General features: G+C 69.8%; 27 protein-coding genes and 1 pseudogene. 20 read left to right on the forward strand and 8 right to left on the reverse strand.

The genetic code is table 11. The annotated features are described in order from the left end of the window. Window positions 1–7: 7 nt before the first annotated feature. From QT196_RS39000 to QT196_RS39020, 5 genes are all read left to right on the forward strand, one after another. Window positions 8–973 carry a DNA-processing protein DprA gene (locus QT196_RS39000; RefSeq protein ID WP_290356922.1) on the forward strand — a complete coding sequence of 322 codons (966 nt, stop codon included), beginning with the start codon at window positions 8–10 and terminating at the stop codon, window positions 971–973. Between the two features lie 266 nt (window positions 974–1,239). Continuing rightward, window positions 1,240–1,524, forward strand: coding sequence for a hypothetical protein (locus QT196_RS39005; RefSeq protein ID WP_290356923.1), 285 nt, complete (start codon window positions 1,240–1,242; stop codon window positions 1,522–1,524). Further along, the gene (locus tag QT196_RS39010) at window positions 1,521–1,919 is read left to right on the forward strand and encodes a hypothetical protein (protein ID WP_290356924.1); all 399 of its coding nucleotides are present in this window, start codon (window positions 1,521–1,523) and stop codon (window positions 1,917–1,919) included. The genes QT196_RS39005 and QT196_RS39010 overlap by 4 nt, the downstream gene beginning before the upstream one ends. A 242-nt stretch (window positions 1,920–2,161) precedes the next feature. Further along, entirely contained in the window at window positions 2,162–3,145 is a 984-nt protein-coding gene (locus QT196_RS39015) for a hypothetical protein (protein WP_290356925.1), read from the forward strand. Window positions 3,146–3,235: 90 nt separating this feature from the next. Continuing rightward, the gene (locus QT196_RS39020; RefSeq protein ID WP_290356926.1) at window positions 3,236–3,655 is read left to right on the forward strand and encodes a hypothetical protein; all 420 of its coding nucleotides are present in this window, start codon (window positions 3,236–3,238) and stop codon (window positions 3,653–3,655) included. Between the two features lie 15 nt (window positions 3,656–3,670). On the opposite strand, the gene QT196_RS39025 is transcribed toward QT196_RS39020, so the two are convergent. Both QT196_RS39025 and QT196_RS39030 read right to left on the reverse strand, forming a co-directional pair. Next, a complete protein-coding gene (locus tag QT196_RS39025; RefSeq protein ID WP_290356927.1) occupies window positions 3,671–3,904 on the reverse strand; it encodes a DUF6207 family protein in 234 nt (77 codons plus the stop codon). A gap of 205 nt (window positions 3,905–4,109) precedes the next feature. Continuing rightward, entirely contained in the window at window positions 4,110–4,904 is a 795-nt protein-coding gene (locus QT196_RS39030; protein ID WP_290356928.1) for a Ku protein, read from the reverse strand. A 204-nt stretch (window positions 4,905–5,108) separates the two neighbouring features. Between QT196_RS39030 and QT196_RS39035 the strand changes: the two genes are divergently transcribed. From QT196_RS39035 to QT196_RS39060, 6 genes are all read left to right on the forward strand, one after another. After that, entirely contained in the window at window positions 5,109–5,819 is a 711-nt protein-coding gene (locus tag QT196_RS39035) for an HNH endonuclease family protein (RefSeq protein ID WP_290356929.1), read from the forward strand. Between the two features lie 1,158 nt (window positions 5,820–6,977). After that, window positions 6,978–7,856 (forward strand): helix-turn-helix transcriptional regulator, encoded by an 879-nt coding sequence (locus QT196_RS39040; RefSeq protein ID WP_290356930.1) that lies wholly within the window; start codon window positions 6,978–6,980, stop codon window positions 7,854–7,856. A 45-nt stretch (window positions 7,857–7,901) separates the two neighbouring features. After that, complete coding sequence (locus QT196_RS39045) at window positions 7,902–8,285, forward strand: hypothetical protein (RefSeq protein ID WP_290356931.1); 384 nt, start codon at window positions 7,902–7,904, stop codon at window positions 8,283–8,285. Continuing rightward, entirely contained in the window at window positions 8,282–8,428 is a 147-nt protein-coding gene (locus QT196_RS39050; RefSeq protein WP_290356932.1) for a hypothetical protein, read from the forward strand. The genes QT196_RS39045 and QT196_RS39050 overlap by 4 nt, the downstream gene beginning before the upstream one ends. Window positions 8,429–8,906: 478 nt before the next feature. Continuing rightward, window positions 8,907–9,923: a NucA/NucB deoxyribonuclease domain-containing protein gene (locus QT196_RS39055; RefSeq protein WP_290356933.1), complete on the forward strand. Its 1,017-nt coding sequence runs from the start codon at window positions 8,907–8,909 to the stop codon at window positions 9,921–9,923. A 13-nt stretch (window positions 9,924–9,936) separates the two neighbouring features. Then, window positions 9,937–10,455, forward strand: a complete 519-nt coding sequence (locus QT196_RS39060; protein WP_290356934.1) for a hypothetical protein — start codon at window positions 9,937–9,939, stop codon at window positions 10,453–10,455. Window positions 10,456–10,569: 114 nt separating this feature from the next. Here the strand turns inward: QT196_RS39060 and QT196_RS39065 are convergent, their stop codons facing one another. Both QT196_RS39065 and QT196_RS39070 read right to left on the reverse strand, forming a co-directional pair. Beyond that, on the reverse strand, window positions 10,570–10,971 hold the full coding sequence (locus QT196_RS39065) for a DUF6415 family natural product biosynthesis protein (protein WP_290356935.1): 402 nt from the start codon (window positions 10,969–10,971) through the stop codon (window positions 10,570–10,572). Then, on the reverse strand, window positions 10,968–11,219 hold the full coding sequence (locus tag QT196_RS39070) for a hypothetical protein (RefSeq protein ID WP_290356936.1): 252 nt from the start codon (window positions 11,217–11,219) through the stop codon (window positions 10,968–10,970). The genes QT196_RS39065 and QT196_RS39070 overlap by 4 nt, the downstream gene beginning before the upstream one ends. Before the next feature lie 258 nt (window positions 11,220–11,477). Here QT196_RS39070 and QT196_RS39075 point away from each other — a divergent pair, with 258 nt between their 5' ends. The 4 genes from QT196_RS39075 (at window position 11,478) to QT196_RS39090 (ending at window position 15,630) form a co-directional block, all read left to right on the forward strand. After that, the gene (locus QT196_RS39075; protein ID WP_290356937.1) at window positions 11,478–12,965 is read left to right on the forward strand and encodes a helix-turn-helix transcriptional regulator; all 1,488 of its coding nucleotides are present in this window, start codon (window positions 11,478–11,480) and stop codon (window positions 12,963–12,965) included. Between the two features lie 13 nt (window positions 12,966–12,978). Further along, window positions 12,979–13,599, forward strand: a complete 621-nt coding sequence (locus QT196_RS39080) for a 2'-5' RNA ligase family protein (RefSeq protein ID WP_290356938.1) — start codon at window positions 12,979–12,981, stop codon at window positions 13,597–13,599. A gap of 188 nt (window positions 13,600–13,787) precedes the next feature. Continuing rightward, a complete protein-coding gene (locus tag QT196_RS39085; RefSeq protein WP_290356939.1) occupies window positions 13,788–14,513 on the forward strand; it encodes a hypothetical protein in 726 nt (241 codons plus the stop codon). A gap of 79 nt (window positions 14,514–14,592) precedes the next feature. Next, window positions 14,593–15,630 carry a hypothetical protein gene (locus QT196_RS39090; RefSeq protein WP_290356940.1) on the forward strand — a complete coding sequence of 346 codons (1,038 nt, stop codon included), beginning with the start codon at window positions 14,593–14,595 and terminating at the stop codon, window positions 15,628–15,630. Window positions 15,631–15,687: 57 nt separating this feature from the next. Here QT196_RS39090 and QT196_RS39095 read toward each other — a convergent pair whose 3' ends face one another. After that, window positions 15,688–17,061, reverse strand: coding sequence for a transcriptional regulator (locus QT196_RS39095; RefSeq protein ID WP_290356941.1), 1,374 nt, complete (start codon window positions 17,059–17,061; stop codon window positions 15,688–15,690). Between the two features lie 205 nt (window positions 17,062–17,266). On the opposite strand from QT196_RS39095, the gene QT196_RS39100 reads away from it, so the two are divergent. The 4 genes from QT196_RS39100 to QT196_RS39115 all read left to right on the forward strand — a co-directional run bounded on the left by QT196_RS39100 (window position 17,267) and on the right by QT196_RS39115 (window position 20,759). Then, window positions 17,267–17,419 carry a hypothetical protein gene (locus QT196_RS39100; protein ID WP_290356942.1) on the forward strand — a complete coding sequence of 51 codons (153 nt, stop codon included), beginning with the start codon at window positions 17,267–17,269 and terminating at the stop codon, window positions 17,417–17,419. An 85-nt stretch (window positions 17,420–17,504) separates the two neighbouring features. After that, window positions 17,505–18,980 carry an MBL fold metallo-hydrolase gene (locus QT196_RS39105; RefSeq protein ID WP_290356943.1) on the forward strand — a complete coding sequence of 492 codons (1,476 nt, stop codon included), beginning with the start codon at window positions 17,505–17,507 and terminating at the stop codon, window positions 18,978–18,980. A 4-nt stretch (window positions 18,981–18,984) separates the two neighbouring features. Next, complete coding sequence (locus QT196_RS39110) at window positions 18,985–19,872, forward strand: hypothetical protein (RefSeq protein ID WP_290356944.1); 888 nt, start codon at window positions 18,985–18,987, stop codon at window positions 19,870–19,872. Window positions 19,873–19,913: 41 nt separating this feature from the next. Then, the gene (locus tag QT196_RS39115; RefSeq protein ID WP_290356945.1) at window positions 19,914–20,759 is read left to right on the forward strand and encodes a hypothetical protein; all 846 of its coding nucleotides are present in this window, start codon (window positions 19,914–19,916) and stop codon (window positions 20,757–20,759) included. A gap of 14 nt (window positions 20,760–20,773) precedes the next feature. On the opposite strand, the pseudogene QT196_RS39120 reads toward QT196_RS39115, so the two are convergent. The 3 genes and pseudogenes from QT196_RS39120 to QT196_RS39130 all read right to left on the reverse strand — a co-directional run. Next, window positions 20,774–21,253: pseudogene (locus tag QT196_RS39120) on the reverse strand (MFS transporter); the annotation flags it as partial. Between the two features lie 143 nt (window positions 21,254–21,396). Then, window positions 21,397–22,113 (reverse strand): class I SAM-dependent methyltransferase, encoded by a 717-nt coding sequence (locus QT196_RS39125; protein WP_290356946.1) that lies wholly within the window; start codon window positions 22,111–22,113, stop codon window positions 21,397–21,399. Further along, a complete protein-coding gene (locus QT196_RS39130) occupies window positions 22,110–23,657 on the reverse strand; it encodes a hypothetical protein (RefSeq protein WP_290356947.1) in 1,548 nt (515 codons plus the stop codon). The genes QT196_RS39125 and QT196_RS39130 overlap by 4 nt, the downstream gene beginning before the upstream one ends. 855 nt (window positions 23,658–24,512) lie before the next feature. Between QT196_RS39130 and QT196_RS39135 the strand changes: the two genes are divergently transcribed. Then, window positions 24,513–25,478, forward strand: coding sequence for a LuxR C-terminal-related transcriptional regulator (locus tag QT196_RS39135; RefSeq protein WP_290356948.1), 966 nt, complete (start codon window positions 24,513–24,515; stop codon window positions 25,476–25,478). Window positions 25,479–25,657 lie beyond the last annotated feature (179 nt).

Consider the following 25,657-nt stretch of genomic DNA (forward strand, 5'->3'; position numbering starts at 1 on the left):
ACACCTGATGGACCTCGATATCACCGCTGCCCAGCACGATCTGCTGACCCTGTGCGCGCTGCGCGTCGGCGACGCCACCCTCGACTGGAGCCTGCTCGCCCGCAGCGCCCAGAGCCCCGAGGGCCTGGCCGCGCTCATGGACGGGCAGCTGCGCGAGGACTCGCGTGCCGCGACCAAGAACCGCCCCCTGCTGCAACAGGCCCTGGCCGCAGGCCTGGACGACGCCCGTGCCCGCGTCGACGCGGAGCTGGCCGCAGCCAGCGAAGCCGGTGCCCGACTGGTCACGGCCCTCGACGAGGACTACCCGGCGAACCTGCGCGTGATCGGCAACCTGCCGCCGTTCCTCTTCTACCGTGGCGAGCTCAGCGAGCGTGACGCCCGCTCTATTGCCGTCGTCGGCACCCGTCAGGCCTCCGAGGACGGACTGCGCCGAGCGGCACGGATGGCCCGCGAGCTTGTCGAGCACGACGTCGCGATCGCCAGCGGACTGGCCAAGGGCATCGACGCCGCCGCCCACCAGGCCACCCTGACCGCAGGCGGCCGGACCTTCGCCGTCATGGGCACCGGCATTGCTGCCGCCATCTACCCGGCCGAGAACCGGTCGCTCGCCAAGGCCATCCTCGCCTCTGACGGTGCGCTACTGAGCCAGTTCTGGCCGACCAGCCCTCCCGCGAAGTACACCTTCCCGCGCCGCAACGTCGTCACCTCCGGCACCACCCTGGGCAGCGTCGTCATCGAAGCCTCCAGCACCTCCGGCGCGAAGATGCAGGCACGCCTGGCCGCCGAGCACGGCAAGCTCGTTTTCCTGATCAGCTCCCTCGCCGACGCCCAACCTTGGGCCAAGAAGATGCTCGACGAGAACAAGGCGGGCCTGGTCACCCAGTGCAGCGACATCACTGACCGCCTCGAACGCGCCGCAGACACCCAGAGCGCCGGCCCGCAGCTCCAGCAGCTCGCCCTGACCAGCCTGTGACCGCAGGCCTCCCTGATCCTGCAAGCTTCCCCGGCCGCCCGGTATGCGCGGCCGGGAGCGCCGGCGAGGCTCTGCCGCACCCGGCCGGGCGTCGAGAATGCCCTTGCGCCGCTTGGCAAGCGGTATGCCCCGGCAGCGCAGCGGCGCGAAGTGCACGGCGCTGGCTCCTGGCCACGTGAACGGCAGGTGAGCGCCACTATTCACCGTCCCGGCAGGTGCCGCGATGACCCCGAGCTCTGACGCTGTAGAGCCTCTATAATTGACCTATGGCTTCGACGACGATTCAGGTGCAGCGGGAGACTCGTGATCACCTTGCCGAGCTCGCCAAGGAGCGCGGCGTGAGCATCGGACAGTTGGTAGAAGCGCTTGCCGCCCAGCAGCCGACCGCGGCACAGCGGGCAGAACGGCTGGCCGCTGACCGGGAGGTCGTGCGCCGGATGATGGGCGTGGACATCCCCGACGAGGAGTTCGAGCAGGCGCCCGATGTGCTCGGCAACATCTACAAGATCGCCGCCGAGAAGATCCGGGCCGCCAGGGGCACCGCAGCGTGATCATCCTGGACACCAGCGCCGTCAGGGCGCTCGCCGGCGGCCACAAAACCCTGAATCTCCTGGCCGGCAACATGGCGAACACTCCCGGCGAACACCTCAGCATCCCTGCTCTGTGCCTGACGCAGGCCGAAGCTGGCGAAGAAGACCTCTCGCAGCGCCTCCTCGCCCTCTCCTCCGTGGTCGTCGACAGCCTCGACACGATGGCCGCCGTCAGCGTCGGCACCATGATCCGCGACGGCTACGGCGGCCCCGACACCTGCCACGCCCTGTACTGCGCACTGCCACGCCCCGAGTTCACTGGGATGTCGATCCTGCTGACCGGCAACGAGGACGCCTACCCATCCGGCGTGGTCACCGTCGACATCGACTCACCCGGAATGCTCGGCTTTCACTGACGGGCAGGCGATCCGTCGGCCCTGACCGGCGTCGCCGCTGAGGCGGATGATCATCACGCGGCACCCTGTCGGAGGCATGTGCGGTGACCTTGGGCGCCCGTACACGTTGTACGGCCGTGCCGACGCCTTCCAGCACCTCTCCCGCCCCGTTCGCGCCCGCTGAGAGGAGCGCCCCTCAGCCTTTCCTGCTGACGATCCAGCACGGAGCCGCCGCCCGCCTTCTCCTGAGCTACGTGGCCTCGATGCCGCTCGCAGGTGCCGACGCGCAGCTCCTGGCCGCGGTGATCGCCATCCGTGCGGCCCGCGGCAGGACCGGAAAAATCACCGGTCAGAACCTGGGTTCTCTGCGCCTGACCGACGCGGAGGGTGCTGTTGCCGCTCTCACCGCTCTGGGCTGGCAATTCGCGGGTGACCCGCTGGGCGGCGATGGCGAGACCCCCGTGGCAGTCACGGTGCCGAACCTGGCTGAGGCGCTGCCGCTCAGTGGGACGGCGCGGTCGCGGGTTTCGGGATGGATGAACCGCACGCTCGCCATGAAACCGGTCAAGAAGTTCTCCCCGCAGGCGCAGCTGGCGGCTCTGTTCCTGGCCGCCCACAGTTCGAACGACCGCCACGGTGTGCTGCCCGATGAGATGCCCGAGCACTGCCGCCAGGCGCTGCCCGATCTGATGTCGGAGGGGTTCGTCGTCGACCTGGCCGACGACCGATATCTGCTGGATGAGTCCGTACGGCACCTGTCGGGCCTGCACCCGCGCTCGCACGACAGCATGGCGGTCGTCCGGGTGCGCTGGGAGGTGTGGAAGGACGGGGTGAGTCCGGCGTTGCGCCGTCACGCCGAGGCGGTGGAACACTGCCCGCTGTGCGCGCTGCCCCTGGAGCGGGTGGCACAGGCGTTCATGCAGCCGGGTCTGCCCATCCAGGCCCTGCCGAAGGTGCGAACCGCGTACGGCGCGTGGAAGGACACGCAGCCCGACCGCGGTCACCACGCTGCCGAGTTCGCCGCCACCTGGCGGGCCGAGCACGGCCACGGCCCGTCGATCACGCAGCTCTGCTCGGGGCTGGGATGGCCTGTGGAGTCACGGGAACTGCGGGCCTTCATCGTCAAGCGGCTGGTCGACAACGAGCGGCTGACCCACACCTTTCCCGTGCCGTGGACACTGCGCCCCGGGAAGGCCGCCCAGGAAAGCAAGACCACGGCACCGGTCTTCCGCTACGGCAAGCAATGACCGCCGGTGGCAAGTCATTCCGGGTCCACCAGATAACCTGCCGAAGTTGCAGCCCCGCTGGTCACATAGCCTCAGCCGATGAGGGGCGGGATGAGGGAAGAGCCGGTCGTCGCATCCGTCGCGTATACGGCTGTGTGCGAGAACTGCGGCGCGCAGCTGGAGTGCTGGGGCACACAGGCCTTGGTCGCCGGGGTGTTGCGCTGGGATGTGGAGTCCGCCTGCGCGGCGTGCGGGCAGGCGACAGCCACGTGCGGCCACGACGTCCCCCACCAGCTGAGAGATCGTCTGCTTGCTGACCTCGGGCCGACCACGCTCCACCTGGCGGACACCCCGGCCCGCGTCGTACTCATGCGGGTCCTGCGCGCGCAGCTCGGCACCGACCTGGCGAACATCGCAGCCCTTACGCACCGGGTCCTGGACGGTACCTACACAGGGACGCTGCCCGAGGTGGAACATCTCGCCCGCACGCTGCGCATGGCAGGCATCGCAGCGGTGGCCGGGGGCCGCTGAGGCGCGGCGGACGACTCAGGCGGTGTCGGGGCCGAAGCGGCCGTGGGGGAGTGGTGTGCGGCGTAGGTCGGCGTAGGCGCGGACGGTGACGCCGGCCCCGCCGGGGGTGCGCCAGGGTGCGGAGGGGCCGCTGGAGAGCCACAGTCCGCCGAGCGCGGAGGCGGCCTGGGCGGCGGTTGCCTCATCGGCTGCCGTGATGTTGATGACGACCAGACCCGGCTCGCTCAGATGCTCTGGGGAGATCTTCATGAATGGGCAGATGCCTGCGGCCGGCCAGCGGTTCGTCGAGACCGCGAACTTCACCCGTACGTGCCAGCGCCGCACCGCAGCCGTGCCGACGGTCGATCAGCGGTCCGAAGCCGTAGCGGACGGCTTCGGCGGCAGCGGCCCGGACTTCAGCCTCAGTGACCTGCTGGGCTCGGCAGGCACCGTCCTGCCGGGCCGCCGCGACCATTCACTGCCGGGAGCGGCGTGCGGCCTGGACGCTCTGCTCCAGTGCGGTAAGAAGGTCCACGGCGGGCTGCGGCGTCGGCAGCTCCGGGACTTCGCTTCCCACCGTCTTGGCTGCCACCAGTTGCTCCAGCGCGTGACCGTACTCGTCCTCCAGCTGCTGCATCTCGATCCCGGTGAGCTCGGACAGGAGTCGCTCGGCGACCTGCATTTCCCGGTCGGTGACGGGCACCGACGGGCCCAGGTCCCCGGGCTCGCGTACCTCATCGCTCCACAGCAGGGTCTGCAACACGAGCACCCCGTGCCGTGGGCGCAATACGGCCAGTCGTTCGCGCTGGCGGAGGGCGATTTTGCAGATGCCCACATAGCCGGTGCGCGCGAGGACCTCGGTCAGCAGGACGTACGGGCGGTCCGCGGCCGGCCCCTCGGGCGCCGCGTAGTAGGCGCGGCCGTAGCTGATCGGGTCGATCTCGGTGCCGGGGACGAATCCGAGCACCTCCGCCACGTGGCGCGTGGGAAGCGGGAGGCGTTCCAGGTCTTCGTCAGTGATCGGTACGAGCCCTCCGTCCGGTAGCTCTACCGCCCGCCCGACGTCCGCATAACTGATCTCCTCCTGCGGGCCTTCCACCTCGCAGACCCGCTTGTGGCGAATCCGGCCACCGCATCCGGAGTGCATCTCCCTGAAGCGGCCACGGTGCTCCTCCGTCGCGGCCACCAACCGGACGGGCACCGCCACAAGACCGAAGGACACGGCGCCGCGCCACACAGTCCGCATCGGCATCGGTGGTTTGGCTTCCATGCCCCCAGCCTCCGGCTGACGGCAGCAGGTCGCACTGCGGACTACTCCACGAAGCATCAAGCTGCCGGGGGCGGATGCAGACGCATGGTTGGAGTGCGGCTGTGGTGTGAAACGCCCGTCGCGGGGGCCCGGATCCCAGTTGACGGCACCTGGTGCGATGGGTAGACCCATGGAGCTGACGTACTCATCCGACCTAGGAGCCCTATGTCCTCCGCGCGCCGCTTGATGGCTCTGGCCTGCCCGTTGCTGGTCCTGTCCGCGGCCGCGTGCACTCCGAGCGCCTCCCACGAGGATGCGAAGCCGCCGCCGACGGACCCGAGCGCCTCGTCCTCCGGCGGCACCAAGGCCGGCCTTCGTCTGACGGACGCGATCGGCCGGTTGAAGGTGACCCGCGAAGCCAGGTCCGGCTACGAGCGGGACAAGTTCCACCTGTGGACCGACGAGGACCACGACGGCTGCGACACCCGCAAGGAAGTGCTCCTGGCCGAAGCGGTGAAGAAGCCACAGCAGGGCAAGAGCTGCAAGCTGACCGGCGGCAGCTGGCGCTCGTACTACGACGACAAGACCGTCACCAACGCACGCAAGCTCGACATCGACCACGTCGTCCCCCTCGCCGAGGCATGGGACTCCGGCGCCTCGAAGTGGACGCCGGGGCGCCGGGCGCTGTACGCCAATGACCTGGAGGGCGAGCGCAGTCTCGTCGCGGTCAGCCTGGGCCCGAACCGGACCAAGGGCGACAAGGATCCGGCCGAGTGGATGCCGCCGGCGAAGGACGCCACCTGCACTTACGTCACCGATTGGGTCACGGTGAAGCTCCGCTGGAAGCTGTCCGCCGACCGCGCCGAGGTCAAAGCCCTGCGCACAACGGCCGCGGGCTGTAAGGACGCGACCGTGACACTTACGCCGGCGCCGTAGCCCGCCGCTGGCAGGGATCGTCGCGGCGCTCTGCCGGCTCGCCCGTCAGCGGCCCTTCCGAAGACACGACTCCTCGGCCCTGCTCTGCTGCGGACTCGCGGTGCCCCGGGACGGAGAGCCGGATGCGGGGGCGAAGGTGTGCCGGGGCTCTCCACGTCGAGTAGATCGACATCGGCCAGTAGCACGTGGCTGTTCCAGCTGTGGGGCATGATGGGCTCGGAACCGGCGGGGCACTATATCGACACAATGTAATTTGCGGTCGCTTATCGCAAAGTTCGTCACGTGCGGCCCGCTGGTGTAGGAAAATTCGCCGTCATTGCCGAGTGCATGACGGGTGATGTTGCTTTCGTGTAGCCGATGAACCTCAAACCCGCTTTCGTGACGAACTCGTCGCTCTCTGTGTATGCGAGGGGTTAGGGTCGGCAACGCGAGAGGGCCCTGTGGCGGCGTCCAACCATTCCGCAGGGCCCTCTTGCGTTCATCTGTGACCACGAAGCAAGGAGTCAGAGTGCACCCTCGTTCGCGTCTCGCCGGTCTGACCAGCGGGTTCGAAATTAGCATGCGCCGTACGCCCGAGCGCCAAACTCCCGGACTTGTCGACACGACTGTCAACATCGGTGCCGGGGCGTTCGTCGCCGTTGCCTCACTGGGTCTTGTCCTCATCTACGGGCCGGCAGCAGTGCCCGCGATCGTGGTGCTGACGCCGCTCGCCTACGTGGCAAACCGGTCCTACCTCCGTCATCGCTCGCAGCGCCAGAGCTAACAGGCCCTTACGCCCGGCCCATCCCGCCGCATCCTCGGCCGGGCCGGGCCCGAGTCAAGCCCGCCACCGTAAGCGGGCCGTTTCGTGGCGCTTGGCAGCGACATATTCACTGCTGTCACGTCACGAAAACCCCTGCGGATGAACACAACCGACGTGTTCACGCATCCCTGTTCTCACACGGATAGTCGATGAGGAAGAACGAGCGACCCCTCCGCTGCCAACGATGCCAGCGTGTCTTTCCCCGCCCCCACTCCACCGGGCGCATTCCCCGGTACTGCAGCGGTAGCTGCCGCAGCGCCAGCTACCGACGCCGTACCTCCATCCCCTCCAGCCCCCGCTCCTACAGCGCCGCTTCGGTACGCCTCTCCCGGGCCGTGCTGAGCAAGGCCAAGGCGATGGCCAACAATTCCCAACGTCCGGTGCCGGCGGCCCCGCTGGAGATGCTGCAGATCTGCGTCGCCCTGCGGCGCGACCTGGAGGACATCACCGCGGTCGCCGTACGCCAGGCTCTCGCCGACGGCGCCATCTGGAAGGACGTTGCGAAGGTGATGGGGGCGGCCGAAAGCACCCTCAAGACCAACTACTCGCTGGAGAGAGTGGACAAGATGCTCAAGGCGCGCATGGAACGCGGACCTGCCCGCCCCCGCCAGCCAGCGGTGCCCAAGAACCGCGGTGGCACCACGCCTTCGTCTGCGCAGCCGCTGCTACCGGGCCAGGCCGGCTACCCGCTCTCGTGTGCGCTGTCCTACCTGCGGCGCACGAGCAAGAACACGGTGGGGAGCCTGGCCTACCTCACCGGGGTGTCGGCCTCGTACATCTACCGGATCACCTCCGGAGAGCGAACTCCCAGCTGGGAGGTCACCAAGCGCTTCGCCCTCGCCTGCGAGGCCGACCCGGAAGACCTGATGTTCCTGTGGAATCAGGCCCACTCCCTGCAGCCCCCACCGGCCCGCAGCTACGCAGAAGCGGTCCGTGCCCTTCAAGCCGCCCTGCGCGGACTGCACCTGGCCGCATCCAGCCCCGACCTCCCGCGCCTCCCAAAGACCGCACACCTCACCGCCCGCGCGGCCGGGGCCCTCCTGGCGACCAGCACCGACGCTCCCCCTACCGACTACCACCTGCGCTGGCCGGTGGTCAGGGATCTGACGACCGCACTGCAGGGCGACCTGCAGGCCATCCGCCCGCTGTGGGAACACGTCAAATCCCCGCCCCCGCCCGCCGATCACGGCAGCGACGGAGACGGGCCGTCCTGGCCGGCTGCCGCCTTCGGCTGACCCACTCACCGACACCGCACTCCGCACCGAACACCTGGGGGAACCATGCCGCCCGCCTCACTCACCGCCGACGGCTCCAGCCCGCACACCACCCCCGTGCATCCCCCGCTCGGCGAGCAGGCCATCACCGTGGTCCTGCCCGCCGACTTCGCAGCCTTCTGCCAGCTCCACCACGAGATCTACCAGCACTTCGCCCACCACCTCCTTGCCAACCACGACACCGCGGCCGACGCCGTCCAGCACGCCCTGGGCGACCTGGCGGCCTCCTGGACCCAGGCCCTGGCCAGCCACCACACCACCGCCATCGCCTGGGAAGCTCTCACCCACCGCATCCAGCGCGCCCACACCCCGCCAACACCCCCGCGAGCGCCCTGTACTCCCTCGTCCCCGCCGCAGAAGCCGACGCCGCCGTCCTGCACCGCATCATGAGGTTGAGCATCACCACCACCGCCGACACCCTCGGCACCGAATCCACCACCGTCACCTCACTATTGGCCACCTTCGACCGCCGGCTGGCCGCCGGAGCGACCACGGCCCTGCGCGCATGCTGGCGAGCGGCCCGACAGGCGTAACCGTCGAGGATGTGTCGCCAGCGATAGGTGTGCCCTGGGCCGGTTGCAGCAGCCCAGTGGTCGGCGAGGACGAGGACAACACCAGAGCCTGTGACACGGAGCCGGTCGCTGCAACCCCTCGTTGACGGACACCGCAGCAAGAAGAGCCGCACCCGGCGAAGCCCTTCCTCCACTACCTCCGGGCCCGGATCGGCACTGCAGCGGGTTGGTCGATCGCGGCGGGGCAAGGGCGCGGGGGCGTGACCAAGGGCGCGTGGCTGTGCGGGGGCCGCCCTTGTGTGGTCACCAAATGGCGCAATACGCTCACGCACTGTCGGGGGACGGCCTCTGACCCTGCTCCGCCCCGGTGGGTGTGGAGCAACAGGTCCGCCGTCCGGTGCGGTGCGTCGGGGGTCAGCACCGAGGGGAGCGACGAACGCTGTCCGCGTGAGACTCCTGCGCGCCTGCTGCTGGGCGGCCGGTTCGCAGGAAGGGGAACATGCGTACCGCATTCAAGAAAATCTCCACCGTGGTGGGATGTGCCGCCGTGCTGGCCACCTTGGTATCGGCTGCTCCGGCTGCGGAGAGCGCCGCGGTGCCGGGTGGGTTGAAGGTGTCGCTTCAGGCGCCGCAGGCGGTTGCGGGCTCGGAACGCTCCCTGGCTGCTGCTGGGTGTGCGCCGGGGGAGAACCGCTATAACCGCACCCAGTCGTGCATCAAGGCGCCCGGGAAGCTGAACATCACCCGCAATGGGCGCCTGGAAGGCGTGATCCGGTTCACGGTCACCCAGGCCATGCAACTGCACAACTCGCGCAACTTCTCAGAGAAGTACACGTTCAAGGTCACCGGCATCGCAGGGAACACCAGCGCGGTCACCGCGGCCTTCAACGTCTCGTGCGGCGGGTCCTGCCGGGCAACGAATCACGTCAGGGGCCCGCGGGCGGTACGGGCAGGCACCGTGATCTCCGGCCCGGTCAACTACCACGACTCCACCACCACCCAGCACCAGGACCGGGCCAAGTACAGCCTGACGTTCCTCAAGCCCGGGTACACCACCGGACTCTCGCGCTGGGAATCGATGACCTTCCGCTGCGACGACATCATCCGCGGCAGCGGCATCGGCGCGGGATGCGTCTTCCCCCGCTACGCACCCGTCCTGACGACGATGGCGAACCTGCCGCACATCCGGGCCAACATCAAGCGGATCCAGCAGGCCGGCCCGCACCACTACGGCAAGCGAGGCAACTCGCCCCTGACCCGGGCGACCAGCACGGCCGTCGAGCGGGCCAACCGGCGCGTCGCCTGCCCCCGCAACCGACCCGGCCGGCCCGCCGGCCACAGCTGTGACGAGTACCCCTTCGCCAAGACCTTCCAGGGCGCCTCGCGCACCCGCAAGCCGGACTGGGGCTGGGCCTGGGTCCCGGCGAGGGAGCAAAACGCACAGGGCGGCTACCTCAGCTCCTTCTATGCTGCCCAGCGTGTGCTGAACAAGGACAAGTTCTGGGTGGCGGTGTAGAGGAGCAGGCGACATGTCCAAGGCGACGGCCAACGTGCCGGTGTCGTACAACCAGTACTACATCGGCGGGGAGATCTTCGACGTCGAAGCATGGGACTACACCGGCTTCAACGGCCTGGTCGCCGCCTTGGACGCCCCCGGGCACTTCGCGGTGCCAGGGCAGTTCGCCGTCGTGATGACCGGCACCGAGACCGGCGACGTCCGCGTCAGCGTCGACATCCTCGCCACCACCCCCCAGGAGGTCGAACTCGATGCCTGGGACGAGGTCGTCGAGGTCAGCCTCTCCCTGCCCGGCCGTAAGCGCGGTGTGACGACCTTCAACGTCGACGACTTCGAACTGCCCGACTTTCCCGAGCCCGGCCCCTACCGAGTCAGGGTCCATGCCCGCGGCCGCGACCAGGGTCAGAATCTGCTGATGGTCGAGGACGAACCCGTTGAAGAACACCTCCTCCTCGTCTGGCCCGCCCCGCCCGCGCCGGAAACGGTGCACAAACTCACCGACGCCTACGGAGCCACGATCCGCGCCTCATGAACCGGTACAGCCCCGAGCCGCTGACCGCGCGATGGGAGAAGCCCCAGCGGCCGCGGTGGAGTGCGGCGCGCCGGGGCTTCAATTCGCCTGAGCCACGGGGGAAGCTGCAGGCGGTCAGGGGAGTGGTGGCGCAGCCGGCCGGGTGCCCTGGATCCGGTCCAGGCGCTCGTACAAGGCGCGCACCTGACGGGCGCGCATCTGCGCACACCGGGCGGTTCCCCGCCGCGGCTGGCCCAATCTCCGCTCCGCCTCCTCCAGCACCACCTCGGCCAGGACGCGCGGCTCGGCGCGCGGCGGCAGGCCCTCGCACAGATACCGGAGTTCGGCTGCCACCACCCGACCGTGCCCGGTGAGCTGGAGGGCGATCTGCTCGAAATCGCGGGGCTGGAGGGCCGGGGCTTGGCCGGGGCCGGCCCAGCCGATGACGGCTTGCACCAAGCGGCTGTGCGCCTCGCGGTTCTGGGACAGGCCGAACTCCGAGTTGTGCCGGCTGTCCGGGTCGTACACGACGGTCACCGCCCCGCCCCCGCCCTCGAGGCATCAAGCGCATCGGCAGCCTCGTTGATGCGCTGCGCCAGCCGGGACGCGAGCTCCGCATTGCAGCCGCCCAGGTCGACGAAGCCGCGGCCGTTGACCGGATGGGAGCCGCGCAGCGAGGGCAGGACGACGTCCAGCCGGGCCAGGGCGGCCGCGAGGGTCGAGGCTGCGGTAGCGCCGGCCCGATGGGCGTCGCGTTGTGTGTTCTTGGTGGTCGGGCGTGTCATAACGGCCCCTTCATGCGGGCTGCGAACTGTCGTCTCCGGACGGCAGGAGGAATGGGCTCCACAGTTCCAAGGCGCGCCGTCCCTGTCGCGGGCACGAGAGTCCAACTTTTGTGGACACCCCAGGGTTTCGCGACCTGCTGTGACATCGATGGGCGCCGCAGGTGTGGGCGCTGACAGCCCGTGCAGAACGTCCGGTTGACGCTTCTGCAATTCGCTGCCGCCCTACCGTGAGGGCAGGCACACCGTCGAGGAGTGGACATGGCCCCACATCCGAGTGGCGCGAAGCGCGACCGGGATCGACTCCGGCAGGAGATGACGGAGGCTGGCTGCGATCTGGCGCAGATCAGCATGGAGATGCGGACGCGGTTTCGGATGCGGCCCCGTGAGGCGTGGCGACAAGCGCACGGCCTGACGCTGCAGGCCGCCGCGGACCGTGTCAGCGACCTTGGAGGGGCGCGCCGCGGGGTGGAGGTGGCCGCGGACGCATCACTGGTCGCGAAATGGGAGAAGTGGCCGGCCTGCTCGGGCCGGAAGCCGTCCCCACAGGTGCTGGTGATGCTGGCCGAGCTCTACGGGTGCGATGTCGCCGAGCTCCTCGACTACGAGGACCGCGTGGCGCTCCCGCCAGCCGATCTGCAGGTGCTGGAGCACCGGCCCGCGCCAGCACCGACGGCACCGCCACCGCGGCCGCCGGCGGCGGTGGAACCGCAGGGCACCACCCTGGTGGAGGCCGCCGCGGACGAGTCGGCGGCCTGGGCGATGTGGGCTGAGTCCACCAACGTCGGTGACCTGGCGTGTGAGCAGCTGCTGGCCGATACTCGCGCCCTGGCCCACGCCTACCTCGCGGCCGATCCGCCGCTCCGCGTCTTCGCCGCGGCCCGGCGCATGCGGGACAAGGTTTTCCGACTGCTGGAGGGCCACCAACACCCCCGGCAGACCAGAGAGCTGTATGCGCTGGCCGGCTATCTGTGCGGGCTGCTGGCCTGGATCAGCTGCGATCTGGACCAGCCCCACCAGGCCGATACCCACGGCCGCACCGCATGGCTGTGCGCCGAGCTAGCCGACCACGACGGAGTACGCGCCTGGACACTGTCCACACGGTCAAAGGTTGCACTGTGGGACGGTCGGATGCGCGAGGCCATCACGCACGCCCGCAGGGGTGCCTCCCACCGCCCACCGGGAACCGTGGGAATTCTCCTGGCGTGCCAGGAAGCCGACGCATGGGCGCGTCTTGGGGCCGCGGGTGAAGCCGAGGAGGCCCTGACCCGCGTAGAGGAGGCCCACACCGCGCAGCACGGCCCGGACGACGACATCGGCGGACTGTTCAGCTGCGACGACTTCCGGCGCGCCAACTACACCACCGGCGTACGACTACGCACCGGCAGCGTGGCAACAGCCCGGGACGAGGCGGCCGCCGCCCTGGCCCTCCCCACCCGCCGCGCATACGGCACGGAGGCGCAGATGCGCATCACCCTCGCCTCCGCACACGTCGTCCTCGGTCACCCCGAGGGCGCGCTGGAGGCCCTTCAGCCCGTCCTCGCCCTGGTGCCCGAGCAGCGTCTGGCCCCCGTCGCGTCGAGACTGCGGGAGTTCGCCGGCGACCTCGCCCGGACCCCAGTGTCGGGCGGGCGGGTAACGAGCCACCTGCAAGCGGCGGTCGAGCACTGGTGCCTCGAATCTGCGCCCCGCCGATTCGCCCTACCGCCAGGCGCGCCGGGCCCTCTGGCCGGAGGGGTGGCTGACTGATGGGATGCGGCCCATGACACACGCCGACCGTATGACCAACCACTGGTGGTGGAGGCCCGGCTGGGGCCCGGGAAGCCGCTTCTTCACCTTCCACTTCACCTTCCGGCAGGCGAACGACCTGCACCGCCTGGCCGCCGAGTACCGGCGCGCTCTGGCCGACGTTGACGGCCTGGACCTGGTGCCCGACGAGTCCCTGCACCTGACCACTCAGGGGCTCGACTTCACCGACCGCGTCCCGGACGGCGATCTCCGTGCCATCCTCACCGCCGCCCAGCACCGACTCGCTGCCCTCCCTGCATTCGATCTGACGGTGCACCGCCCCGAGATCACCCCCGAGGCGGTCCGCTGGGAGGCCGCGCCCAGCGGACCGCCCGCCGCGGTCAGAACCGCGCTGCGCGACGCCATCGGCACGGTGTGGAAGACCGTCCCTGAGCCCGCCGACGGGTTCGGCCCGCACGTCACGATCGCCTACAGCAGCGCCGACGGGCCCGCCGCGCCGGTCCGGGCCGCCCTCGACACCGTGAAGGCCGCGCCGGTCACCGTGCACGTGGATCACGTCGAGTTGATCGTCCTGCACCGGGACCGGCAGATGTACGAGTGGGAAGCCCACACGCAGCTCCCCCTCAGCGGGTAGCAGGAGCCACCGGTGCGCACCGCGCGCCGGTGGCGCAGCGTCGCAGGAGGAAGTGTGCGGGAGCAGTCAGCCGGTGAAAGGCGAACAGCCAGCAGCCGAGAATGGGAGGCTGAGGCGCGTCAGTGACGTCCTGTCAGTCTCCCTAACCCCAGAGGGAGCCCGATGATGCCCCCACCCGCACCCTGCTGTTGCCCCTCGGGCAGGACGCCCTGGCCGGCCTGTACCAGCTGGACACGCTGTTCCTGACGCTCCGGCGCGCCCTGGTCCCGGACGCCGAGGGGGTGCCGATCCCTGGTGCACCCATCGAGGACGTCTCCGAGGCGTACTGGCGGGTGCGCGGCGCGCTGCCCGAGGGGACGGAGGAGCTGGTGAACGGGACGGAGGAGTACCCACACAACGTGCTGCTGCTGGTAGGCCCCGACGGTGGGGCGGTGGTGCACCTGGCCGCCATTGAGGTGGCCGAAGCGGATCTCGCGCTGCTCGCCGTGTTCGCTGACGCGCTCGACCGCGCGGCCGGCCCGCGCCCCGGCCCGGAGTTCGAGGCGCTCACGGAGGCGCTGGGCGAACTCGGGTGGAAGCCCGCCTACCAGTGGCTGCTCGAGGGGGACGAGGCCACCGTCGCCCGCTGGGTGCGGCGGGCGCTGTCGCCGGTCCTGCACTCGCCCTTCAAGGGCCCTCGCGGCGCCGCCGACCACGAGATGCTGTCCGCGGTGCTGCGGCACGCTGAGGGCTGGGACAGCATCAAGGTGAACCAGGACGAGGAGGAGGTAGTCGGACGCGTGATGCTGAGCCTGGTGCGCTCGGCGATCGATCGCCGGCGTTACCCCCCAGGGCGACACCGGCCGTTACCTCGCCGTCGCGCTGTCCAGGCGCCTCGGTCGCCTGCTCACCCCGGCCGACCTCGGATTAGCTGAGCCGGAGGAGGATGACAGCATCGGGCTGGCCCTCGGGGCCGACCCGATCGACGCCCTGCTGCCGATGTGGAGGTTCGAGTTGGACCGGCGCCGTTTCCTCACGTCCTCCGCGTACTCGGTGGCCGCCGCTGCTCTGCCCCTGACCTACGTGCAGGAGATCGCTGACCGCACCGCTGCGGCCCGCTCCGGACACACCGTCGGCATGGCCGAAGTCGCCGCCGTGCGCGACATGGTGCGCGTCTTCTCCGAGATGGACGAACGCCACGGCGGTCAACACGGCCGCAGCGCGCTCGTGCAGTACCTGCGCGACGACGTCGCCCCACTGTGCCGGGGGCGCTTTCGCACAGGGAAAATCCGCCAGCACATGCTCTCCGCCGCCTCCCGCGGCGTACACCTGCTGGGCTGGAAGTCCTACGACGCAGGCCAGCAAGGACTCGCGCAGCGCTACTACCTTCAGTCCTACGCGCTCGCCGTCGAATCCGGCATCACCGGGCACGACGGGTTCGTGATGCGCACGATGGCCATGCAAGGGCTCAAGCTGCACCGGCCCGAACACTGCCTCGGCCTGGCCGAGACAGGCCTGAACCGCGCCAAGGGCAAAGTCGACGCCCAGACTGAATCCCTCTTCCGCGTCGTCCACGCCCACACCCTGGCCAAGGCCGGACAGCGCACGACCGCCCTCGCCGAAGCCGAGCGGGCAAGCGCCCTGCTGACCGCCAACCCCGGCGACGAAGTCCCGTTCTGGGCCCTGGCCTGGGGACCCCCGGCCGCATCGGTGTACTCACGCAACGCCAAGGTCTACGAGACCCTCGGCGACCACCGCACCGCCGCCGAGCAGTACGGCCGCGCCGCCGGCGCCCGCCCCGCCGGCACCTACGCGCGGATCGTCGCCCTGGACCTGGTCGCCGGCGCCGAAATGCAGCTCAAGCGCGGCCAGATCGAGCAAGCGTGCACCACCTGGAACCGGGCCCTGGACCACATGGACGGCGTACGGTCCGTCCGCACCCGTAAGGCCGTCACCCGCATGCGCGGCGACCTCGCCCGTTTCCGCGCCCGCGGCGTACGCTGCGCGGCCGAACTAGACGAACGAGCCATCGACTTCCTCGCAGGCGCCTGACGTGAACCACTCCCGTCGGCGAGGTCAGGATGGGTGCTCGTGCAACGCGCGCCCGTCTCAGCCGGTCAGCGCGAGGAAGTCCTTCACCACGGGGACACCGCGGCGGCGTACCAGGGCGCTGCGCAGCTCGGTGAGAGCGCTGCTGCCGCGCGCGGAGCTGACGCCACCCATCAGGTCCACGGCGTGCCGCGCGGTCTCCACTGTGCCGTCCAGGTCCTCCAGGGCGAGATAGGCGGACGCCTTCCGGATCAGATAGATGGCCGCTCCGCGCGGCTCCTTCTCGGCGTCGTACGGGTCGGCGTGTGTTGCGGCGGCGGTGAAGTGCTCCAGGGCGCGGGCCGGATCGTGCAGGCTCAGGGCGGCTGACGCGGCGGCCTGGTGGATCTCGCCCGCGTTGACCCAGTACACCGTCGGCAGGTCGGCAGTGGCGGGGACGCCGTTGTCATACGCGGACAGTGCGTCGTCGATTGCCCGGTACGCAGCGGCCGGCTCACCCGCGAGCGAGTACGCACGGGCCCGCCGGATGTGGAGCATAGTCAGGGCCCGCGGGGAGGCGATGCGGTCTTGGTGTACCAGCGCGCCGTTGATCAGATCGAGTGCGCTGCGGGGGTCGGAGGTAGTGCTGCCGTAGCGGACGTTGGCCCAGAAGGCGGCGACGATCGCGCCGGTGGTGTGGTCACCGGAGCTGGCGGAGGCCCGCAGCGCGGCGTGAAGGTGCTTCTCGGCCGCGGCGACGTCGCCGTTGTCGTAGGAGCACCAGCCCGCCAGACGGGAGGCTTCGGCGGCGCTGGCGTATAGGCGGCGCTCGGTGGCTTCGGTGTAGGAGTTGTCCCGCAGGAGCCGTTTGATGAGCCGCACCTCGGCTCGGGCGGCGTCGTAGACGTAGTCGGCGCCCAGGTCGTCGTCCAGGTGGCGAAGCTCGTCCAGCCGGATGTCGAACCGGTCAGCGACCCTCTTGCCGATCTTGCGGCCAGTGACGGCATTGGCGGAGGTGGGGGCGGCGATGGCCCATTGAGCGATAGCCGCGGCGACGGTGCCGCCCCCGGCAGTGAGAAAGGCGCGTCGGTCCACGGTGGGCCCTCCGGCATCGTCGAGTGCGGTAATGGTTCCCTCTGCGGTCCACGGCGACTCCCATACGGCGCTGTGGTCCCGGATGCCGAGAAGCAGCCAATGCGGCCAGGTGCGTGCGCGTACCTCGAAGGCCGGGATTTCCAGCACGGCGGCCATGGCGAGCTGCGTCGGCTCGTTGGGAACCTGCGGACGTACGGGCCGGGTCCAGCGGGAGAGCTTCTCCTTGCGGCAGCCGAGACCGCCATAGCCCAAGGCCCTGTGTGCAGCGGAGACGCGCCGTAAGTAGTACTCGTTGGTCCAGCCGTTCAGTGCCAGCAGCTGGGTGAGCGGGTGCCGGTCCGCTAACGCGCCCTCGACCATGCCTTCTCCCCTTTCCCAGAACCGCACACGGGTGTCCAGTGTGGCGGGGGCGCGGCCCGGCCACAGCCGTTCCCATTGGAAGGCAACCAGCGCAACCAGAGGCAACGGCAGGCAACCTGCCGCACCTTCCTGCCGACGCGCCCGGCCGCTGTCATAGGACCGCCAGCGCCGCCAGTCCGGTGGCGCACGTCAAGGAGGTTCTGCGATGCAGCAGTCCCAGATCCCGGCGAAGTCCACGCGGACGCTCAAGGCCGCGCCGAAGGTGACCGCTCAGGCCGTCACTGCCCTCCAGGGCCGGGTGGCCAAGGTGGTCGGCTCCGGCACGCTCGACAGCGCGCCGTTCAGCTACCACCACTGATCCCCGGTTCCTGGGAGGCGTGGCCGCCGCTGCACGCCGCGGCGGCCACGCCTCCCGCCGTATCCGCATCACCTGGAGGAGCACGATGACCGACCGCTCGCTCACGTTGACGTTCCTGGGGCATCAGACCTGGCTGGTGGAAGGGGACGGGCACTGGATTCTGGTCGACCCGGTCCTCGGCCGCGGCTTCGGGCTCTCGCCCGAGTTGGAGTTCCGTATCTGGCCGCCGCGCACCGTCGAGACCGCCCGGATGCCGCAGCTGGACGCGCTGGTGCTCACGCATGAGCACCTGGACCACTTCCACCTCCCGACCCTGGCGGCCCTGCCGAAGTCGCTGCCGGTCTACACCGGGCCGCTGCTGCCCGCACCCGTGGCCGAGGCGATCGAGTCGCTCGGCTTCACCGTGCGCCGAATCGACCACACCGGCGTCATCCAGTTCGGCGAGCTGACCATGAGGCTGTACCCGGCCGGCGCCCGGACTCTGTTCTGGGAGGACCGTGTCGTCCAGCCCGTCGCCCGGGTCGGCGACGGCCCGCCGGTGGTCATCGGCGTGGACGCCGACCTCTCCGACGTCTACAAGGACGCCGTCGCCTCTGGCCGCGAGCCCATGCCGCGCATGGCCATCGTCTCCAACAACTCCCAGATCGCACCGCCCGGGACTCCCGGCTCCGACACCAACCTGCTGCCCGGCACCGGCGACATCCGCGGCCGTAAATCCGGCCTGAAGGTGCTGGGCGAGCTGCTGCTGGACTACCTCGAACCCCTGCCCGGCATCCGGGATGTAGCGCTGTGCGGCAACGGCTTCCTGCCGGCCAACACCCCCCACGGCCCGTACCTGTACGCCGACCACCCCGCGATGGCCCAGGCCGCCAATATTCTCCAGCACCTGTTCACCGTCCACGGCCCCCGCCCCGGCGACCAGCTCACCGTCCCCGGCGACGGCCCGGTCACCAGCGAACGGGTCGACTGGGTCCACATCGACGAACGCTTCGAGGCTCAACAGCTCGCCGCGCACGAGGCGTTCCTGGCCGAGCCGAAGGCCCCGCCGATCGCCCCGATCGCACCACCGATCACCGACGGCGGCAGCGCCCTGATCGAGCTGGACGAGGAACTGCCGCGCCTCGCGCGGGAGCTGGTGCCCACCAGCGCCGGGCAGCTCGCTGCGAGCATCCCCGAGTACCTGGACGGCCAGCCATTGGGCCCGCACCGCATCCTGCTGGTGTTGCGTGACCTCCCCGGCGGCTGGGAACGGCGCTACGCCTGGGACCTGACCACCGCGAGGTTCACCCTCGTCGACCCGCTCGACCTGGACGAAGCGATGGCCCGCTACCCGTTCGGGTTGATCATGTTCTTCCAGGACCTCATCGGCATCCTGCGCGGCCAGGTCCAGATCTGGGACGTGGCCGGGTCCTCCATGCAGTGCTGGAACATCGGCCGCCCGCTCGACAGCTTGGTGTACGCGCTGTTCGCCATCTACGGCGAGCACCAGCGCCCCGAACTGGCCGCCCGCTCCTACGCCTACGCCCTCGGCCACCTCGCCGGCGCCCGGCGAGCGGGCTGAGACGGTGCGTCCCGCCACGGCGGCCGAGGCCCTGCACGGACTGATCCGCGTCCGTCCATACGGATGGCTCGCCTCCCCGCTGCCCACCAACCCGGCCGCCGCGGCGGAACGCCTGCACAAGGTCCGCGACCAGGACCACGCCGACCACCCGGCCGCCGGCGGGCCGCTGGAGGTCCTGGCTGCCCGCGCCACCGCGGCCGTCGCCGCCCTGGGCGAGCCGCCCGCCGCGGTGCTCAAGGTTCACGCCGACCCCGACGCGTTCAACGCCGAGCTCCTCGCCTATGCCCTGGTCGGTCACTCTCCGGTCCTGCCGCGCCTGCTGGGGGCAGCTGATGCCTCCCGATCCCTGCTTCTGGAGCACCTGTCCGATCCGTTCGACTGGGCGCCGGCCGACGCGCCCGCCGCCCTGGTCGACGCTGTCGCCGCCGTCCACGCCGCCCCGGCCGGCCTCGACGCGGCATCCGCCGACGCGCTGGCGCCGTTCCGCCTGGACCGGCTCACCGCGGCCCCCGCCCCGGCCTGGATCAGCGACTTGGACGCCTGGCACACCGCCCTCACCCTGTGCATCCGTGCTTACGGGTCCGAGCACGTCCCCGTCGGGCACCTCGACCTCAAACCCGAACACGTCCGCCACCGCCGCGGGGACGGTGCGGTGTGTCTGATCGACATCGAGACTTTGCGCCCGGATGTCACCGGGCTGATTGACCTGATCACCCTGCCCGCCGTGCTCCGCCAGGCCGGACACCCCATAGCCGGCCCCGACGTCCGGGAGCTGTACCGCGCGGCCACCGCCCGGCACGGCGCCGCCTGGACCACCAGCGACCTGCGCGCTGTCTTAATCGCCTACCAGCGGGCCACCAGCGTCGCTACGCTCTCCGGGCTGGCCGACTGAATGGCCGCCCCGCCGCGACTCCCCGTGAGGACCCTTCGGCCATGGAACCCACCGCACCCGCCGCTGCCCTTGCCGCCGCTGCCGCCCGCTCCCTCGGCGTCGAGGACCAGCCCAAGCACCTCACCGGCCGCAAGGGCGCCGACACCTGGCGGGCCGGCGCCTGGACCATCAAGACCGCGACCCCCGGCGCCCGTGGCCACCTCGCGCACGAGCACGCCGCCTACGAACTGCTCCACCGCCAAGGCCGCCACCCCGGCCCCCGCAGCACCGCCGGTCCCCAAGGCCGGTGGATGGCCGTGCCCTGGGTCGACGGCCGCCCCCTGTGGGACCTCTTCGCCCCGGCACGTGAGGACACCGCCACCGCCGAGCAGCGCACGCGGATGCGGGAAGCCGCCCGAGCCGCGCTCACCGCGCTCCAGGAGTTCCACGCGGCCGGCTGGATTCACGGCGACATGCAGACCGAGAACGCCGTCGTCCTCCCGGGCGGCACGGTCGAGTTCATCGACTACGACAACGCCCAGCACCCCGAACTGCCGCTCCCCTTCCCCTACCGCGGCGGCCTGGTCCACGTCATCGCCCCCGAGATCGCCGCCCAGCTCATGACCACCGGAGACGACCAGCACGTCAGCCTCACCCCCGAGGCCGAGCTGTACGCCCTGGGCGCCGCCCTGTACTGGGCATGGACCGGCAATCGCCCCACCGCCTACCGCGGCGACCCCGCAGGCCCGCACGCCGAGCTGTTCGCGGACATCGCCGACGGCCGCCGCCGAAACCTCACCGAGGACCGGCCGTGGACAGACCCGGAACTTGAGGTCCTGATCCTCGGCGCCACCCGCCCTGCCCCCGCTTCCCGCAGCTACAACAGCGCGCCCGATCCCCAGCCGTAGCGGCCGCACCCGACGACACCGCCGAGGGTGGTTGCGACCAGGACGGTGGAGACGGCACGGGCACGGTGGGCGGGGGCGGCGAGGTCGGCTCCGGCGTAGCGGGCCTGGAGGTTGGTTGCGGTACCGGCGCCGTAGACGAACAGGGCGAGGAACAGCAGGACAGGGTTGTCGGCGACGGCGGCGGCGATGACCCCGGCAGCGCCGAGGGCGCCGGTGAGGTATCCGGCGGCCATTCCGGGGCGGCGACCGCGGGACGGGGAGATCCGGCCGACGGCGACGGCGGCGAGGGCGGAGCCGGCGGCGAACAGGGCGCTGGGCAGGCCGGCGAGGCTGGTCGAGCCGAGCATGTCCTGGGCGAGCAGGGCGCCGACGGTAATACCGGCGGCCAGCCCGGCACCGCTGAGGACCTGGGAGGTGACCAGGACGGTCAGGATGCGGCGCTGGGCTTTGCGGTGCGGGGATATACGAGTTGCGGCGGGGGCTGTGCTCGTCACAGGAGGTTCTTTCTCTGGGGAGTGGCGGTGTAGCTACGGGGAGGCCCGACCGTCGCTTGCGCAGCCTTGCCCCTGCCCTGATGGAACGCCTTCAGCGACAGGCAGTCGGAAGGAACCGGGCGGATTGGCGGGGGTAGCGTGGTTCAGCATTCAGCGGTCCTGGCCTTTCCGGGGGGCTTGCCGGGCTCGTATACCCGTATCTCGTGCCAGTCGGTGAACCGGCGCTCCGTCAGCCGCAGACCGAGTTCGCCGACCTGATCCGCGTCCAGCCCAGGGGCGAAACCCGACAGGCCCAGGCTCCGCTGATCTGCCTGCGAATACAGTGACAGGACGCAGGCCCCAGGGCGCCAGGACGAGATCACGAGATGGCCTGCGAGCGCCGGCAGAAGGTCGCGGAACACCTGGTATTGCTGCTCGACCGTCAGGTGGTTGATGGTTCCCATCATCATGGTGACCAGGTCGAAAGGACCGTGGCGGTTGAGCAGCGAGGTGAAGGCCATGGTGTCGAGGAAGTCCGCGCGGTGTACGTGGACGGGACCGTGCCCGTGCAGTGCCTCACACCGGGCCACGGCGGCCGTTGACTTGTCGATGCCATGGGCCGCCGCAAACCCTCGGGATGTCCCCCACCGCAGGTAGCGACCCGTGCAGGTGCCGAGGTCGAGATGCCGGGCGGCGCAGTCGACCACGTCACCCACCTGGCGCTCGAACCAGGTCTCCACCGCCTCCAACTCGGCTTGGAGTATCGCCGCATCCAGGCCAGCGGCACGGTCGTAGCGTTCGAGCCAGTCGTCGTCGTACCACCCGCCGAACAGCTCCGGCGCCTCTGTCGTCCGGACAGACGCGGCTGCTTGGCCCCTCATGCGTCCCCCCCGGCGCGCAGGCGTGCCTGCAGCTCAGCCTGGTGGATGCCGCCTGATGACATGACGTCCATGATCTTTCGCCACCGGGAGGCTATGGCTTCCCGGTTACGGGCCAGCTCAGCGGCGAAGTCATTGCACTTGCAGCCCGTGATGTGCACATAGTTGGCGTAGGCCATGAGCGGGGTGTGAACCGCCGAGAAGAGCCCGTCGTCGCTTTCACCGATCATCAAGGGGTCGAGGACACCCATCGACCGCAGGTCCGAGGTGTCCACCCCCATTCCTGGGCTGACCGTGAACCCATTCACAATCCGGTGTTCCACATACTTCACGGTGGGCTGGTGGATGTTCCGGAACCCGCACAGGGTGCGCACCAGTAGCGGGGCGCTTGCGGCAAGGGCGGCCGGCTGCGCCTCACCCAGGTCGCCCGCCTTGTTGCGCCCGGTGAGGATGGTCGGCTCGAAGTACGAGCGCAGGCCCTGATCGACGACGTACGCCGCGACCCCGGGGAGGTCGGACACACTGGCGTCGCTCACCGGCATCTCGATGCCGAGTCGCGCCCGCAGATCACCGGTGAAGATCTGCTCCATCATGGCGATCAGTCCGGAGGGCAGAGAGAGCGTGGTGCCCCGGCTGTCCACCGAGATGTACCGGTAGTCGCCGGTCATGGGGCGCCGCAGCGACGTGTTGCGGTCCGCGTCCGGACTCCACAACGAGTGGTAGATCTCCACGTGTTCGCGGTACTCGGCCAGTTCCGCGAGCAGAGCTCGGACCGTGGGGTCCGGCTGCCCGTCACTGATGAACTCATGCAGTCGGCGCTCGATACGTTCCCGGCTGATGCCCTGCAGATGCTGACGGGCACTCTCCCATACCGAGATCGCCGCGCTCTCGCTGGAGAAGGCCAGCCCGGCAGTGAACAGCAACCACTGCATGCCCTGCCGCTGGAACTCTTCGAGGAGGTCGAAGAAGCGGGGAAAGAGCGTGGGCTCTCCGTCGCCCGATGTGTACACATTGCGGGCGCCCAGCAGCTTTGCCTGACGTATCACCGCAAGGCCGCCGTTGAAGTAGGAGTCGACCAGGGAGTTGGTGTAGGGGCGGGTGGTGATAGAAACAGCCGCGGCGTAACAGCCCCTACAGCTCATATTGCACTGTTTGGGGATGAAGAGGTTGACCGTCTCCATAGTGTCCTGGGAAGCCCGCGACACCTCGTTCGCCAATTGCGGGCCGTCCATGGACCGCAGCTGGGCCAGCCGGTCCGCGTAGGCGTTCCGGTCCGCGCCTTCGAGTCCCACGGTCCCACAGCTGCGCGCAGTTTCGTCGGCGAAGCTTTGCAGGTACTCCTCGTAGAGCGGTGCGCCGTACGCCACACCGATGCTGTAGTCGACCGTCATGACGTTCTGGACGAGCTGACGGATACGAGGCTCAGCCGGCAGGTGGCTGGGAAGGAGGTTCATCGCCCCGAAGGCGCCGCGTCGAGACTTGAAGAAGTCCATGACATCGGCCGCTATCTGCGGGACCTGCGGCGTCTTCTCCCGTGTGATTGTCATTCCTTGCTCCTCAGCTCGTAGCTGCCACAACGCCCTGGCTGGCGCCGCTGCCCCTCGACCCAGGGCGATGAGCGGGGTGAAGCCGACGTCGACAGGCTGGTAGGTCTGGCGTATGCCGCAGCCGATGGCGTTGAGATTCTTGAAGGCGGCGTGGTCGCGGTGAGGAAGCCCTCCGCCACTCCAGGTGCTGTTCACGGCCAGCGTGAGCCGGCGCTGTTAGAACTTCTTGCAACGTGTTCCGTTGCCCGTGTACGGGGCGGCTGGCGAGTCGTCGTAGCTCGCCAGCAGTTCGTCCTACGGCGTGGGAAGGCTGACGAAGCGGCAGCCCACGTCACCGAGTGGCATGGCGGTGTCCTTGCGCGCGGGGTAGTGCGGCGGGCGGGGTTCAGCCCCAGCCGAGGTCGTCCTCAGCGGTGGCGATGCGGGCGTGCCCATGCTCATGCCCGGCGGCCGAAGAGACGGCGACGGGCGCCACCGCCGATCCAGGCCAGAGCTGAATGACCAGTCCTGTGGGCACCAGTCCGGGCAGGGCGTGAGGGGAGGAAGCTAAGGCAGGACGCTTTGCGCAGGTGTTCATCTACAAATCCCCGTTCTGGTCGTGCAGGCGCCGCAAGGCGCCCGGCGGTTGAGCGGTTCCATGCTGCGCGCACAGGACACTCTTCGGCGCACTTGACACGCATCGTTATGCGAGGCGGCCAGCTTGGACGGGTGAATGATCAGTAACTTAATATCGCAAACATGAACATAGCCGAGCTAGCATCTGCGACTCCGCTAGGTGAGTTAGAGCGCCGCATCTATGAAATTGCCGTATTTCGCATAACTGTTGAGGAGCGGGAACTCACGGACCAACTTGGCGTGTCCCCGGACCGCGTGGCGGACGCCGTCCGCACGCTGCTCGCTCTTGGTCTGCTGCGCGAGCAGGAGGGGACACGCGGCACACACATCGCCATAGCGCCGGACAGCGCGGAGATCCAGCTGGTGGGGCCCGCGATGCGCCGCATCGCCCAGATGCAGAGCGCCATGGACCAGATCCGCGGAGAGTTCTCGGAGCTGCTCGACACCTACCGGTCCGGCATGCTCCACCGGCTGCGACGCGAGGGCGTGGAGATCATCACCAACCTCGAAGCGGTACGGGCTCGACTGGAGGATCTCTCCGCCGGCGCCAAGAAGGAGGTGCTCACTTCCCAGCCAGGCGGGGCGCGGTCCGCCGAAGTCCTCGGCGAAGCCGCAAGACGCACCGAGGCCACCTTGGGGCGTGGTGTCGTGATGCGCACGCTGTACCAGCACACGGCGCAGTTCAGTCAGGCCACGCTCGCTTTCGTAGAGCGGATCACCGAGCTGGGCGCCGAAGTCCGCACGCTCGGTGACGCCTTCTTCCGGTTAATTGTCTTCGACCGGGAGGTGGCCTTGATCGAACTGCACGACAATCCACGGGGAGCCGCGCTGGTACGGGATCCCAGCGTGGTGGCCTTCATGGTCGACGTATTCGAGCGCGCCTGGGCGCAGGGCAGGCCCTTCCCGTTGGCGGTGGGCCGCAGGGAAGCCATAGCGGCGTCGGATGCGGTGAAGGCCGACATCATCCGCATGCTGATCGCGGGTGCGGACGACAAGGTGATCGCCCGCCGGTTGGCGGTATCGGTACGGACGTGCCAGCGGCACATCAACGAGATCATGGCGCTAATCGGGGCACGCAACCGCGTTCAGGCGGGGTATCTGCTGCGGGAGGCGGCCCCGTACGCGACCGGCCGCGCCGCCCCGGGGGTGACGCCGACGTGCGGAGAGGAGCCGGGACCCGCCAAGCCCGAACTTCCGGAGTGGTGACCAAGGGGCGGCTGAAGGGGTCGGGTCTCCGGGGGCCCGTCGGGGGGAGGTTCGGGGGTGGCAGACGCCATCCCAGGTTGCTGGCCAGCGTGTCGGGCGCCGCCTCGCGCAGCACCGAGTGACCCAACAGTCCACGAGGCACGGCGCGGCCCTGGCGGCGAGACCGCCGGCTCTGCTGC

This window comes from Streptomyces sp. P9-2B-2 (genome assembly GCF_030406865.1).
Lineage (GTDB): Bacteria > Actinomycetota > Actinomycetes > Streptomycetales > Streptomycetaceae > Streptomyces > Streptomyces platensis.